This is a genomic window from Providencia sp. M-27, assembly GCF_011077905.1.
Taxonomy (GTDB): domain Bacteria; phylum Pseudomonadota; class Gammaproteobacteria; order Enterobacterales; family Enterobacteriaceae; genus Providencia; species Providencia huaxiensis.
Genome location: NZ_JAALBT010000004.1, coordinates 191,911 through 208,375, shown reverse-complemented (window position 1 = coordinate 208,375; position 16,465 = coordinate 191,911). Strand labels below are relative to the sequence as shown.

Sequence of the window (16,465 nt, the reverse complement as noted above, 5' to 3'; positions counted from 1 at the left end):
AACATCGCACTAAAATTGGAAACTCGACAATCATGATTTTTATAACTTAATACTCTGTAGTGACTACTTTATGGCTCAATTTTACTCTCCTGCTCGTCGTACCTCTTCACGCCGTCAAATCACGGTTATTGCTGACAGCCTTGATGCCGCAGGGCAAGGTGTCGCCCGTATCGAAGGGAAAACCATTTTTGTAACAGGTTTATTGCCTGGCGAAGAAGCACACATTGAATTGACGGAAGAGAAACGACATTTTGCTAAAGGAAAGGTGGTTAAGCGTTTGAGCACTAGCCCCCAGAGAGTAAAGCCTCATTGCCGTTATTTTAATCAATGTGGAGGATGCCAACAGCAGCATGTTGACATTGCACTGCAAAGAGAAAGTAAAGCTCATGCATTAGCTTACCTGATGCAGCGCGAAACATCGCTAGATATATCCGTTCCTACGGTGATTAGTGGTGAGCCATATGGTTACCGCCGTCGAGCTCGATTAGGGCTACAATATCAGTCTAAAAGTAAAAATGTCATTATGGGGTTCCGTCAACCTCAATCTAACACATTGGTTGATATAAAAAATTGCCCGGTACTTTCCCCTGAATTGGATATCTTATTAAAGCCGCTTTCTGAATGTATTAACCAGCTCAGTAATAAGGCAAAACTGGGGCATGTAGAACTTATTCGTGCAGACAATTGCAAGATTGTATTGATTCGTTACTTAACGCCTTTTTCGTTATCAGATACTCAAAGGTTGAGTGATTTTGAAAATCAGCACGGAGTGTCTATCTGGTTAGCGGGGAATGATGAAAACTTACAAGCTTTGTCAGCAATTTCTCCACAGCCTGAATATCAAGTTGCTGGGGAGATACTAAAATTTGATCCATTAAATTTTATTCAAGTGAACGGGCAAGTTAACCAGCAGATGGTAGAACAAGCATTAGCATGGTTAGATCTAAACAGTGAAGATAGAGTATTAGATCTTTTTTGTGGAATGGGTAACTTTACGTTGCCAATTGCACGGTTAGCGAAATCCGTTGTGGGTGTTGAAGGTGTAGAAAATTTAGTCGAACAGGCTCGAAACAATGCACAGCTCAATACTATTTGTAATGCAACCTTCTATAATGAAAACTTAGAAGCTCAGATACACACACAACCTTGGGCGGCTCATGGCTTTAATAAAGTGTTATTAGACCCAGCGAGGGCTGGAGCAGCTGGTGTTATGGAACATTTAATTAAACTGATGCCAGAAAAAATTGTCTATGTTTCATGTAACCCCACAACATTGGCGAGAGATAGCAAAGTTTTACTTGATGGGGGCTATCAATTATTACAGTTGCGGATGCTAGACATGTTTCCGCAAACTAGCCATTTAGAGTCAATGGCGTTATTTATCCGTCGCCCAGAGGTTTAATAGGTAGGGAGAATATATGGTTGCAGTAAGAAGTGCGCATCTTACCCCAGCAGGTGAGTTTGCCCCAGAAAAGTGGGTTAACGGCCTGGGATTGAGCAATAAACAATCAGAAGAAAAGCTCATCCATACCTGGCAATATTGTCACGATAAATTAGCTGGACAAGAAATCGCCCCTCTATTACTGTGGCGTGGTATTGAAATGACCGAAATCCTATCGACATTAAGTATGGATATCGGCAGCTTACAAGCGGCTTTACTTTTCCCCTTAGTGGAAGAAGGGAAGTTAGAAGAACAAGAAGTTATTGATGAATTTGGCAAATCCATTCACGAACTTGTGAAAGGTGTGCCGGAAATGGATGCAATTCGTCAACTCAAAGCAACACAATCGAGCGAAACAAGCTCGACACAAGTCGATAATATTCGTCGTATGCTATTGTCGATGGTGGAAGATTTCCGCTGTGTTGTCATTAAATTAGCGGAACGAATTGCCCATTTACGTGAAGTTAAAGATGCGACTGAAGACGAACGCGTTTTAGCCGCAAAAGAGTGTTCCAATATTTATGCACCCTTAGCAAATCGTCTTGGAATTGGGCAATTGAAATGGGAGTTAGAAGACTTCTGTTTTCGTTATCTACATCCTGATGAATATAAAAAAATTGCAAAGCTCCTCCATGAACGTCGTATTGACCGTGAAGAGTATATAGATACTTTCGTTACAACCTTACGTAAGTACATGTTAAAAGAGAGTATTCAAGCAGATATCTACGGCCGACCTAAGCATATTTATAGCATTTGGCGTAAAATGCAGAAAAAATCATTGGCATTTGATGAACTGTTTGATGTGCGAGCAGTGCGCATTGTCGTTGAACGCTTGCAGGATTGTTATGCTGCATTAGGGATCGTTCATACCCATTTTCGCCACCTTCCTGATGAGTTTGACGACTATGTGGCGAACCCGAAACCTAATGGCTATCAATCGATTCATACTGTGGTGTTAGGCCCTAACGGTAAAACCCTTGAAATTCAAATTCGTACCCGCCAAATGCATGAAGATGCAGAACTGGGGGTTGCCGCGCACTGGAAATACAAAGAAGGCGCGACTGGCATTGGCAAGGGCAGTAGTTACGAAAACCGTATTGCGTGGTTACGTAAGCTGATTGCATGGCAAGAAGAGATGGCAGATTCTGGCGAAATGCTAGATGAAGTTCGTAGCCAAGTGTTTGATGACCGCGTGTATGTCTTTACCCCTAAAGGGGATGTGGTGGATTTGCCAGCAGGCTCGACGCCGCTTGATTTCGCGTATCACATTCACAGTGATGTCGGCCACCGTTGTATTGGTGCAAAAATAGGTGGGCGTATTGTCCCATTTAGCTATCAATTACAAATGGGTGACCAAATTGAAATTATTACTCAAAAGCATCCAAACCCAAGCCGTGACTGGTTAAATCCTAACTTAGGGTATGTAACAACCAGCCGTGGGCGAGCCAAAATCCAAAATTGGTTCCGTAAACAAGATAGAGACAAAAACATCCTTGCCGGGCGCCAAATTCTAGATAGCGAATTATCACAGCTTGATATCAGCCTGCGAGAAGCAGAGAAACTGCTAATTGCGCGCTATAATGTTCATTCATTGGATGAAGTTTTAGCCGGAATTGGTGGTGGTGATATCCGTATCAACCAATTAGTGAATTTCCTGCAAAGCAAATTTAATAAAGCCACTGCGGAAGAAGAAGACCGCGCGGCAATGAAAACATTGGAAAGTAAGTCTTCACTCCCAAGAGCGCCATCCCATGGTAGTGGTCGAGTGGTGGTTGAAGGGGTTGGTAACCTAATGCACCATATTGCACGTTGCTGCCAGCCAATTCCAGGGGATGAAATTGTCGGTTTTATCACGAAAGGACGAGGTATTTCTATTCACAGTGCGGATTGCGAACAATTAGCTGAGCTGCAAAGTCATGCGCCAGAACGTGTGATAGATGCAGTTTGGGGAGAAAACTATTCCAGTGGTTATTCTCTCGTGGTTAGAGTTGTCGCCAATGACCGTAGTGGTCTACTACGTGATATCACGACAATATTAGCTAATGAGAAGGTTAATGTGCTAGGCGTCAGTAGCCGCAGCGATGTGAAGCAGCAATTGGCAACGATAGATATGACAATTGAGCTGTATAATATTGAGGTGCTGAGTCGGGTGTTAGCAAAATTAAATCAGTTGCCGGATGTTATAGAAGCAAAACGTCATTCTCAGTGATTTTCTTCATATTTTGAGTTGTAGGGGTGTTGGCTGCACTTAGCTACTCGGGTCACATACTTATGTATGCTCCCCGAGATATCTTCGCTTGCCGCCTACCTACAATTCAAACTATTTTGAAAATAGCCCTGTTATATTGTCGGTGATTTTCTCCATATTTTGAACCGCAGCGTTGTTGGCTGCGCGCTCTCACCTTAGTCACATACTGATGTATGCTCCTACATTTTCTTCATATTTTGAGCTGCAGCGTTGTTGGCTGCGTGCTCTCACCTTAGTCACATACTGATGTATGCTCCTAGGGGCTCGTTTACTTGCCGCCTAGCTGCAATTCAAACTATTTTGAAAATAATTTTTTGCAAATGTTCAATAATCTTTTCTTTGTTTTTTCTTTTGTTGGGAAAAATTTGTTGATTTGCCTTTATATCTGGTAAGTTTGAGATAAAGATGACAATTAGAAACAAAAGAAAATCAAAGGTTAATACAATGAGTCAGGAAAAACCCCAAATCGAACGCTTATTATCCATTATGGCACAGCTGCGTGATCCACAAACAGGTTGTCCATGGGATAAGGTACAGACATTTAAAACTATTGCGCCTTATACGCTTGAAGAAACTTATGAGGTACTTGATGCGATAGAACGAGAGGATTTTTCTGACCTAAAAGGTGAACTGGGGGATTTATTGTTTCAAGTGGTTTTCTATGCGCAAATGGCGCATGAAAAATCATTGTTTGATTTTAATGATATTTGCCAAGCGGTGAGCGATAAACTCGAACATCGTCATCCACATATTTTCGATTCCAATAACACACTGAGTAGCTCAGAAGTGATTGATGGTTGGGAAAAACGTAAGTCAAAGGAACGAGCTGAAAAATCGCAGTTTTCAGTATTAGATGATATCCCGAATTCACTACCTGCATTGATGAAAGCGTATAAAATCCAAAAGCGTTGTGCTTCAGTAGGGTTTGACTGGGATACGCTAGGGCCAGTTGTTGGGAAAGTCCATGAAGAGCTTGAAGAGGTAATGGAAGAAGCCACGCAAGTGGTCGTTGACCAAGCTCGCTTAGAAGAAGAAATCGGTGACTTATTGTTTGCAACGGTGAATTTATCCCGTCATTTAGGTCATAAGCCTGAAATAGCGCTGCAAAAAGCTTGTAAGAAATTCGAAGGTCGTTTTCGCCAAATCGAAAAAAGCCTCGCAGAGAGTGGCAAAACGACAGAAAGTGCTACACTTGATGAGATGGAAGGGCTTTGGCAGCAGGTTAAGAACCAAGAATAAGATGGCTCGTCATATTTCGCACTACAGCGTTGTTGGCTGCGTTCAGCTACTCGGGTCACATACTGGTGTATGCTCCCCGAGTATCATCTCTTGCCGCCTAGCTGTAGCACGAACTATATAGAGCATGAATGATATATAGAACGAAGCATCTACAGAAAAATTCTATGTGGTTTGTTCTAAAATCACCTCATGCAATGGTTCCAAACAAAGCTTCAAAAATAATAAGCAGGTTGAAGTTTTCGAAGGCTAAATGTGGAGAGTTGGAGTAAATAGTTATTCAAAATCAAAGTTAGTGTAGAATCGCATTTTTTATGCCATACAATGAGCTGAAAGGATTTAGCTTTTATCATTGAACTGTGCTAATCTATAAAAATAGATAAAGATGACTAATTTTGAAGCGATAAATATTTTTTCGCTTTTAACTTGCTGATAATATTAGAGTATTGATGAAATTTAGCCTTATTATGCTTAGAACATTTGTAGCGAAATTAAGGTTCGGGTATACTGTTTTCCCGTCCTGTTATATCCATCATCTTTTAAACCTAAACTTTCAGGTTCAGCATGAAAACTAATTATATTTTTGTGACCGGCGGGGTCGTATCCTCACTGGGTAAAGGCATTGCCGCAGCCTCTTTGGCGGCTATACTCGAAGCCCGTGGACTCAATGTGACTATTATGAAACTGGATCCCTACATTAACGTAGATCCAGGCACTATGAGCCCAACCCAACACGGGGAAGTTTTCGTTACAGAAGACGGCGCTGAAACTGACTTAGATTTAGGTCACTATGAGCGCTTCATTCGTACTAAAATGACTCGTCGTAATAACTTTACGACCGGCCGTGTTTACTCTGAAGTTCTGCGCAAAGAGCGCCGTGGCGACTATTTAGGCGCGACAATTCAAGTTATCCCACATATCACTAATGAAATTAAAGACCGCATCATCCGTGGTGGCGAAGGCCATGACGTTGTTTTGGTTGAAGTTGGTGGCACAGTAGGTGATATCGAATCCCTACCATTCCTTGAAGCAATTCGTCAAATGGCGGCGGAAGTCGGCCGTGAGCGCACATTATATTTGCACTTAACCTTAGTGCCATACCTTGCAGCGGCTGGTGAAGTGAAAACTAAGCCAACTCAACATTCAGTGAAAGAATTGCTGTCAATTGGTATTCAACCAGATGTGTTAATTTGTCGTTCAGACAGAGTGATCCCGGCAAATGAGCGTGCAAAAATTGCACTGTTCTGTAATGTGCCAGAGAAAGCCGTTATTTCTCTCAAAGACGTTGATTCAATTTATAAAATCCCAGCCTTATTGAAATCACAAGGCTTGGATGAATATATCTGTAACCGTTTCCGTATTGATGTGCCAGAAGCTAATTTAGCTGAGTGGGAACAAGTTATTTACGAAGAAGCCAACCCTGCTGGTGAAGTTACCATTGGAATGGTGGGTAAATATGTTGAGTTACCTGATGCGTATAAATCGGTAATTGAAGCATTAAAACACGGTGGCTTGAAAAACCGTTTAACCGTGAACATCAAATTGATTGATTCACAAGATATTGAAACTCGCGGTGTTGAGTTATTAAAAGGTTTAGATGCTATTTTAGTACCAGGCGGTTTTGGCGAGCGTGGTGTTGAAGGTAAAATTCTGACCGCTCAATATGCACGTGAAAACAAGATCCCTTACTTGGGTATTTGTTTGGGTATGCAAGTCGCATTGATTGAATTTGCACGTAATGTGGCCAACATGGCAGATGCAAACTCAACAGAATTTAAAGCGGATTGTAAATTCCCTGTTGTTGCGCTGATTACTGAATGGCGTGACGAAGAGGGTAACCTTGAAGTGCGTACAGAAGAGAGCGACCTTGGTGGAACAATGCGCGTTGGTGGGCAACCATGTCATTTAGTGAATGGCAGCCTTGTGCGTGAGATGTATGGTTCAGAAACTATCATTGAACGTCACCGCCATCGTTATGAAGTGAATAATTTACTACTGAAACGCATTGAAGATGCAGGTCTAAAAATTGCAGGCCGTTCAGTGGATAATAAGCTGGTGGAAATTATTGAAAACCCTAATCATCCATGGTTTGTGGCTTGTCAGTTCCACCCAGAATTCACCTCTACACCAAGAGATGGTCATCCGTTGTTTGCAGGTTTTGTTAAAGCCGCTGGTAAGTACCAGAAAGGTGAGTTGAAATAAGATATGGGGAAGTCGGCGCAGGTGCACCAACTTCCCAAAATTTAACTTGTACTGAGGAAAACCTAATGTCCAAAATTGTTAAAGTGATCGGTCGTGAAATCATTGACTCTCGTGGTAACCCAACTGTAGAAGCTGAAGTTCATTTAGAAGGTGGCTTTGTTGGTTTAGCAGCGGCACCATCAGGTGCGTCAACAGGTTCTCGTGAAGCTCTGGAACTGCGTGACGGTGATAAAGCACGTTTTCTGGGTAAAGGTGTTCTGAAAGCAGTTGCAGCGGTTAATGGTCCAATCGCAGAAGCGCTGATTGGTAAAGATGCTAAAGACCAAGCTAACATCGATAAAATCATGATTGATCTCGATGGCACTGAGAACAAATCTAAATTTGGTGCAAACGCAATTCTCGCTGTATCTTTAGCAAGTGCTAAAGCAGCAGCAGCGGCGAAAGGTATGCCTCTGTATGAGCACATCTCTGACTTGAATGGTACTCACGGTCAATACTCTATGCCTCTGCCAATGATGAATATCATCAATGGTGGTGAGCATGCTGATAACAACGTTGATATCCAAGAATTCATGATCCAGCCTGTTGGCGCGCCAACGCTGAAAGAAGCGGTTCGTATGGGTTCTGAAATCTTCCACCACTTAGCAAAAGTACTGAAATCTAAAGGTATGAACACTGCGGTAGGTGATGAAGGTGGTTATGCACCTAACTTAGAGTCAAACGCAGCAGCATTAGCAGCAATTAAAGAAGCGGTTGAACAAGCGGGTTATGTATTAGGTAAAGACGTAACTCTGGCGATGGACTGTGCAGCATCTGAGTTCTATAACGCAGAAACAGGTAATTATGAGCTGAAAGGCGAAGGCAAAACCTTCACTTCACAAGAGTTCACTCATTATTTAGAAGAGCTGACTAAACAGTACCCAATCGTATCTATCGAAGATGGTCTGAATGAGTCTGACTGGGATGGTTTCGCATACCAAACTAAAGTTCTTGGTGACAAAATCCAACTGGTTGGTGACGACTTATTCGTAACGAATACTAAGATCCTGAAAGAAGGTATCGATAAAGGCATCGCTAACTCTATCCTGATCAAATTCAACCAAATCGGTTCTTTAACTGAAACTTTGGCTGCAATTAAAATGGCGAAAGATGCAGGCTACACAGCTGTTATCTCTCACCGTTCAGGCGAAACTGAAGATGCGACTATTGCAGATTTAGCAGTAGGTACAGCAGCAGGTCAAATCAAAACAGGTTCTATGAGCCGTTCTGACCGTGTAGCTAAATATAACCAACTGATTCGTATTGAAGAAGCATTAGGTAAAAATGCACCATTCAATGGCTTAAAAGAAGTTAAAGGCCAAGCATAATTTATTTTTGTTTAGCTAAATTAGTCAATGGGAAGCGTTCGCTTCCCATTTTTTGTTTGAATCAATTATATTTCCCCCCAATAAACATATAAAACAACTTTATTGTTAAATAGAAGTATGTCTGAAATTAGAAGCCAGTGGTGGTTTTTCTATTAATAATAAACTATTTTTATTTTTCGGCTCTTCCCTTCACTTATACAATATATTCAAAGGAATGAATATGAATAATGATAAAACTAAATTACTAAAAACGATTACGGAAAATAATATTACTCGTAGTAATGAAATTGCTAATTTAACAAAAATGTCAAAAAAATCAACGATAGACACAAGCGAGTTAATAAATTCGAGTGGTATTACTGAAAAAGGAAAAGTGGAATTTATTAAAACAAAAGATGATCGCTATGTGGTAAGGTATTTAAATGATGATAATAAAAGTAAATTATCAATTAATAGTTATTTTTTGAGTTATAACAAAACTGACCAAAGTCATTTTTATCCATACTATATTGATATCCCTAAAGAACCATTAGACAGTTTTTTTCTATTTACAGATACGCTAGATAAACATTCTTTAATTGTCACTGATTATGATAAAGATCATTATCGGGTATACAATGACTGTCGTATTAATAGTTCTATATTATATGATAATGTTGTTATGGCTGTTGATTATAAAGATTATCGTATTAAAGGGAAGGATAGTGGCAATGCAACGGCTTATATGCAGTATGTTAATAATGAATGGCAATTATTCTATCAAAAGCAAGAGACAAAATATTATGAAGGTAAAAAACATTTAATATTAAGCGAAAATAGTAGGTTAGTGCAAAACTCACCTAGCAAAGAAATTAATAATAAAAAGGAGTTTATAAAGTATAGAGAAGCAGTACACCAAGACATATTATCATTAGCAAATGAGCTGAATATTGAAGTAAAGAAAATAGATAGTGGTCTCTTTATTCAAGATAAAGATTTACCTGAAAGTTCCATAAATAATACATGGAGAGATTTGAATACAGTAATCTATAAAAAATTGAATAGAAACATTTCAATATTAGATGAAGTGCAAAATAGGTGGAGGAATAAAATAAAACAACTATATAAAACCTCAGCCAGTGAAAGCGTAAAAATAAAGGTTCTACAACAAAAAATAATACAGAGTGATATATACATTAACCTTTATCAAAACCGTTACAGTAAAGCCCTGGTAGAAGCCCGGCAAGTTGAACGTAGTTGGCTATGGTGGCAGCTAAAAGAAAAATATGGAATGAGCGCGGTTGTAAAGGCAGGGGAACAGATTATTCAAGGAGGAAGTGATGAAAACAAGAAAACGGTAAATGAGCGCTATGAAAATTTAGTTTTTGTACATAAGAATTCAAACAATATGCCATTTAGACGACGTTTTAGCGAAGGTATGGAAGATTTCAATGAAGTGAATATTTCAGGTATTAATAGAAAAATGTCGTCTTTGGAATTAAAAAAGCTGTACTTAACATTAGAACTTAGCCCAATAGAGCGTGGGGCATTGTATCAACGAATTAGCAAAGTCAGCCATGAAGAATACATAAATTATATATTGAGTGAAGCAGGTAAAGTCAGCAAGCTGTTTTATTCCTTTAATAGTCAATCAAATCGGTTAATTCCACAAGACTTCTATTTGTCACTTATGGGAGGAGAAACTAAGGGGCGATGTTATCCATTAGTAAGGGCAATGTCTGTAGCATTAGCTAAAGATGGGGAAAATGGTGCTGATATATTAATTAATAAGCTATTTATTGCCTCTGCGAATCCAAAAGATAAAGACTCAATACTGCTTAAATCAGCGTTAGAGAAGCTCCATTCAAATATTGATGCGGTTGAAGCTTCTTTTTCGCATGGCCGAATGGGAATTGAAGAGACGCAAAAATTATTGGACGCAGGGGAAAAAACAGTAATGTTTGCTATTAATAGCCAAAACCACTCAATGCTGATTGGGAAAACGGTAGGGAATGACCAATCACATTACTATTTTTATGATCCTAATTTTGGGCTATTTACATTTAATAATAGTCGAGAACTCTTCATTGCTTTTAAAATGTATATGGTTGAACACCAAATGGCTGACTTTTATTCGGCATTTGGTAGCGCTAAAAAACCTCATTTTGAGATTATTACAATTTCAACGGAAGATATGGCGATTGTCTCTGTTGGTAATGGCTTAAAAGTAGGTAACTTAAGTGATTCAAATGAACTTAGTCAGTTAACTAAAAGGGAGCAAGAAAGCCGTCGAGTCATTGAAAAACAGAATATAATAAAAAATGACCTACAGTTACAAGGAACTCTCAGCATTTTAGAGGCAGAGCAATGGGGGGATAGGCTAGATAATTCAATCAAAGGTTTGTTATTTGAGTATCAAATGACTAAAAAATGGGTTCCTATTTTCTCTACTTTACAAGAAACTAAGAATGGCAAATATCGCCTACAGTTCGTTAATTATGACGACCCAGAAAAAAGTCATTGGGTAGAAACTGAAGATACCACTTTTTTAGAGTTCAACCATTACTATAATAAAAAGATGGAAGAATTTAAAGAGTATTCCCATGTTGAAGAACGTGATACTAAACTTAAAGAGTTTGACAATGATATTCACTCTTTTGATGGATTAAATACGGGAATTGCTGTTCAATCATTAATTCAATGGTATTCTGATGAAAATAATAATATTAAACCAATGGAAACAGATGATTTTAATTTAGCACTTGCTCTAAAGATTCATGGTTATATTAATTATGGCATGATCTCACACGGTATAATGAGTGATTTATCTAAAATTGTAGGGGTTGTTCGAAAAGGATTGAAAAATAATTTAATAGTAGAGTCTAAAGCCATTAATATTTTTTCTTCCTCATTGGCTCGAACTGCGAATGAAAGTACAGCGATATTATTCAATGGTGCATTAGTTGGTATTGATGTATATGAGCTATCCCGTGCAAAAAGCGAGCCATATAAGATCATCTTCGGCACACAGCTTGCTTTTGACTCAGCAAACTTGATCACTGGTGGCGCGAGTTTAGGTGCTGGGCTTTTAGGGGCTAGCGGTGTATCAACCTTTATGAGTGGGGCTGGTGTTATTTGTGCGGGTTTGAGTATTGGCTTCACGAGTTTAGCCCGTAATTTTGTAGTTATTGGAGAGGATGCAAAATCGGTTGGTCATTATTTTTATATGTTAGATCAAGCTTATCAAAGTAATGGATATGATTATTTGACTAAAAGAAAAATAGCAACGCCAAAATTTGGAGCAGTGTTCAAAAAAATAGATCTTAAAAATAACCAGATAGAGTTTGATAGCCAGTATATTTATAGAACAACTCCGCATTCTGCGGGTGGAGGACGAAAAAATTATATTTTTTGGGCCGGTAATTTCCCTACAATGCTTCATGATCGGCAACAAGCACTAAATATACGCCAAGGTATTGGTTATACAAATAGCTACAGAGCTTATGATTATTTAGAGGCTGAAATAATTGTTTTACCAGTGACACCTAAATCTTACATTAAATATAATTATAATCTGTGGCCTGGTGCAACAACACGTCATGATAATGGATTTGATATTATTCGTCGCTTAGAAAATACAGATAAATTTGACTATGACTTTTATATTTTTCCAAGTGAGAATACGATAACACAAATATTCCATGAGTATGTGGATACATCAATAGAAGTAAATTTAGATGATAAGTATCGTTATGTGGTTGTTCCTAAAATCCCTAATGAATGGTACGGTAAGTTGAATTATTCTATTAAAGGAAATGGTGGGGTATATAGAATAGCACCTCAATTAGGAACTAAAATTACATTGTTTGATGAGTCTGGTTCTATATCACCTTCTAATTGGTTGATTGATGGAACATTTTTTGAAAATGATGAAATAATAATTCACCATGATAAAGTTATTATTTCTGGAGTGGAAGTTTATTTTTCATCCTCAATGCCTAAAGATAATATATTGTATATTAATAGTCAAAATGAAATTTATAAGATTGATTGTTTGAATTTAACTTACTATCTAATCAGTGAAGATGGTAATAAGTGGATAGGTAAAAGTGATAGATTATCTGAACATTTGGATGAATTAAATTCTCAACACAAGTTTAATAGTCAATATATAATAATTGAAAACTATCAATATAATGGAAGGAATGTGGGGCGTGCATTTTATCAAACATCTACAGGTCATTATATTTTCACTCATTATTCTGATGATAAAACGAATAGTGCAGACTCTTTTGTTATTCTTGGTGATTCGTTTTATTTTTATTCTAAAAAATACAATTTAATATGGGTAACTGGCTCTGATAATAAAATAAAATGCAAATATATGCTAGTTAATAATCAGGGTAAGTCTTTTGAATTAATAAATATATGGGAAAATAATGGAGCTGTTTATTTTTCATGTCGTTATCAAGCTCATGATTTACCGGAAGTTGTGACCTACATGATTGATGGTGATAGTATTATATTTATTGGCGTTTTTGTCGATGAGTTAACACACTACCAATTATCTGAAGGGCAAGATAAAATACCTAAAAAAATGTTAGAACAGGTTTTAGATAAGTATATTCTGTCAGTGAGTGATCATGAAAAACTAGTTACTGATAATAATGCAAACTCATCAAATTTTGCGGAAATAATATTAATTACCGGTGTTGATAAGAATAATAACGTTTATCATTATTGGTTAAAATATGAAGATGGTACGGTTATTAAGTCAAATGTCATTTCCTATTTAGACTCTATTGACAAAAAAAACGTTAACTCCAATAAATTAAATCAACCTAAAGATATTATATTAGTCGCTAGTCTAATTGATGAAGAGGGTAATGATGTATTTTATTTTTATAGTCGAGATAAGAGCCGGATTTATCGTCAGGTTGGTGCGTCTCCTAATATATCTCAAATAGTTGAACAACAAGTTAAGTGCATTGAAGTTTCTAATGTAGATAGCATTGTTTTTTCTCACGGGATACTCCTTGTTATTAATAAAGATGGTATTGTTAGCCAAGTTTCAGCTAAAGGAGAAATGAAAAATTTTGCTATAAATGAAAACTGGTTTGATAAAAAAACGATTTGGTGGGAAAGTTTAAAAGAATTAAATAATAAGAATGGTTTATATTTATTACTTGGGATTAAAAAGTTGCATAATAATGAAGTGATACCTGCTTGGTATGATAATGGAAATATTATTATAGCTCACCAGTTATCTTCTAAAAATACACTACAATATTTAGGAGTAGATGAAAAATCTTCTGCTGCTATTATTTATGATATGTCAAGTAAGCGACTTTATTGGCAACCTTTAGCAACGACTCAAGAGTTAGATAAAGCCTTTACTGGAAATAAAATGTATAACCCTGCTTCATTACCATCTTTGTATGAAATATACCCTAACATGAGATTTGAAACAGTTAAAAGATTAGCAAGTGGGTTGATCATGTATACTTCAAATAATGAAATCTTATATCACGACAGTTCTATGGCTCATGCAGAAGGTAATAAAAAAGAATTTCTTTCTTCATTGCTTATCAAAGGCGGGAATCAAAAAGATATTATTAATCCTCCTGTTATTGATAATGTCAAAAATATTGTCTTGAGTGCTGGAAATGAACAAGATAGCTATATTATTTCCCGAGCGGCTTGGCTACATTACCAAGTGATTATTATTAACAATCATGCTAGTGATTATTTAACTGATACTCTCGTTTTACCTGTAGATGATATGGAAACATTAGTTGTAAGCCGTTTTGACGATGACCTTATTCTTACTGATATTAATACTAATAGTATGTTATTAATTAATAAGGCCTTTGAACCAAATGCTGAAAAGTATCAGCATCTACAACTGCGTTTTTTAAATTCAACAGAAGAAATCAAAGTAAAAACGATAGTAGAAAGCTATGGGCTTACTGATGGTTTTTTGTCCGAAACCAGTAAGCTTGATAAAAGTAGTGAAGAAATAGCACTGAGAAATGAAAATCAATTGTTACAACTGGCAGACACAGCAGTGTCGTTGAATACTGATGAGAGTACATTTAGCAATCAGCGTATTGTTCAATCCCCTTTAACAAATCCCCCTCTTCACATCGGACATATACTATAAATTATTATAAATTAGCCCGCCATCAGTGCTGGCTAATAAAACGGCTTAATTTGAATTAAAATATCTACTATGTAGCTTAAGTTTTTATTTTGTTTTTTAATTCGCTTTTTTTTAATTGTTTATTGGTGGTTAGGACTGAGTATTTAGCTTTGTAGTCTTTTGTGTCGCTAGGGATACACTTATCTTGGTTTTTGTAAGGAAAATGAAGCATTTCTTGTTGGTTAAATCAAAAATGAATTAAATTGCGCGGGGTAGATCGCACTTTTAACTTATCCACATTTTCATCTCAATAAATTAACTCTATATTTCACAGCTTATAAATAACTATTAACAATATGCACGCGCTAAAACTAAACTTGCTTCCAAAGCTATGGAGTAAACATGGACGCTTCAGAATCGTTAACACCATCAGTGAGCCCAACGCCCTCGAACAAACGAGGGTGGATAATCTTAGCTGTTGATATCGTACTATTAATTCTATTACTAAAATATTTACCATTCGATGACAAAGCGAATGCAGGTCTTGCAATGATGGTTTTCATTGGTGTGCTTTGGTTAACTGAAGCTATCCACGTCACCATTACTGCATTGTGTATTCCTATCTTAGCAGTCGGCTTAGGGTTGATGAATACAGGGGATGCATTGAAATCATTTGCAAACCCAATCATTTTCTTATTCTTCGGTGGCTTTGCGCTAGCGACAGCTCTACATATCCAAGGCCTTGATAGGCTAATTGCAAATCGCTTACTCATGGCTGCTCGTGGGCGCTTATCAGTAGCGGTATTATTACTGTTTGGTGTAACCGCATTGCTGTCTATGTGGATTAGTAACACAGCGACCGCAGCAATGATGCTGCCATTAGTATTAGGTATACTGTCTAATCTCGATGTCCGCCATGAGCGCAACACTTTTGTGTTTGTTCTATTAGGTGTTGCTTATAGTGCAAGTATTGGTGGTTTAGGTACGATTGTCGGTAGTCCACCAAACGCAATTGCAGCTGCAGCTTTAGGTTTAGATTTCTTATCGTGGATGAAATACGGTATTCCAATCATGGTAGTGTTGCTGCCAATGATGTTTGTATTGATGTACATGATGTTACGCCCTAACCTGAAACACCGTTTTCAAATTGAGTTAGAACACGTTGAGTGGAATGGCAAACGTATTACCGCAATGACGATTTTCCTTTTAGCCGTAGTTTGTTGGATCACAAGTACGTTTATTAGTGATGCATTAGGTGGCGTAAAAGATTTAGATACAATTATTGCGATGAGTGCTGCCATTTTAATCGGTATAACAGGTGTTGCTAGCTGGTCTCAAATTCAAAAAAATACTGAGTGGGGCGTATTGATGCTGTTTGGTGGTGGTTTAACACTGAGCGCAATCTTGAGTTCTTCTGGTGCAAGTAAGATCATGGCAGACTGGATGCAAATGACATTTGGTGAAAGCCACTGGTTTGTTATTATTCTAGCTGTTACTACCTTTATTATCATTCTAACTGAGTTTACCAGTAATACGGCGAGTGCAGCTTTATTAGTACCTATTTTTGCAACAGTTGCTGAAGCATTAGGTATGCCTGTCATTGTCTTAACCATGATTATCGGGATAGGTGCATCTTGTGCATTTATGTTACCTGTCGCTACACCGCCAAATGCGATTGTGTTTGGTTCAGGTTATATTAGGCAGATTGAGATGGTACGTGTCGGTGCGGTATTGAACGTGGCCTGTATCCTAGTTATTTCATTGTTTGCTTGGTTTGTCTGGATGTAACCTAGTATCAATTCATCTTAACTTAACGGCCTCTTTTTGAGGCCGTTATTTTTTGCATTCCA

At 37.8% G+C, this 16,465-nt stretch carries 7 protein-coding genes; all 7 read left to right on the top strand.

The window, feature by feature from the left end; translation table 11 throughout:
* Window positions 1–70 precede the first annotated feature (70 nt).
* The 7 genes from rlmD (at window position 71) to G6Q48_RS08250 (ending at window position 16,403) form a co-directional block, all read left to right on the top strand.
* A complete protein-coding gene (gene rlmD / locus G6Q48_RS08280) occupies window positions 71–1,402 on the top strand; it encodes a 23S rRNA (uracil(1939)-C(5))-methyltransferase RlmD (protein ID WP_166265716.1) in 1,332 nt (443 codons plus the stop codon).
* A 16-nt stretch (window positions 1,403–1,418) separates the two neighbouring features.
* Entirely contained in the window at window positions 1,419–3,650 is a 2,232-nt protein-coding gene (relA, locus tag G6Q48_RS08275) for a GTP diphosphokinase (protein ID WP_166265713.1), read from the top strand.
* Window positions 3,651–4,133: 483 nt separating this feature from the next.
* A complete protein-coding gene (gene mazG, locus G6Q48_RS08270) occupies window positions 4,134–4,928 on the top strand; it encodes a nucleoside triphosphate pyrophosphohydrolase (RefSeq protein ID WP_166265710.1) in 795 nt (264 codons plus the stop codon).
* 561 nt (window positions 4,929–5,489) lie between these two features.
* Window positions 5,490–7,127, top strand: a complete 1,638-nt coding sequence (pyrG, locus tag G6Q48_RS08265) for a glutamine hydrolyzing CTP synthase (protein ID WP_102139408.1) — start codon at window positions 5,490–5,492, stop codon at window positions 7,125–7,127.
* Between the two features lie 65 nt (window positions 7,128–7,192).
* A complete protein-coding gene (gene eno / locus G6Q48_RS08260; RefSeq protein ID WP_102139407.1) occupies window positions 7,193–8,494 on the top strand; it encodes a phosphopyruvate hydratase in 1,302 nt (433 codons plus the stop codon).
* A gap of 220 nt (window positions 8,495–8,714) precedes the next feature.
* Window positions 8,715–14,636 (top strand): TcdA/TcdB pore-forming domain-containing protein, encoded by a 5,922-nt coding sequence (locus tag G6Q48_RS08255; RefSeq protein ID WP_166265707.1) that lies wholly within the window; start codon window positions 8,715–8,717, stop codon window positions 14,634–14,636.
* A 381-nt stretch (window positions 14,637–15,017) separates the two neighbouring features.
* Entirely contained in the window at window positions 15,018–16,403 is a 1,386-nt protein-coding gene (locus tag G6Q48_RS08250; RefSeq protein ID WP_102139405.1) for an SLC13 family permease, read from the top strand.
* Window positions 16,404–16,465: the final 62 nt, after the last annotated feature.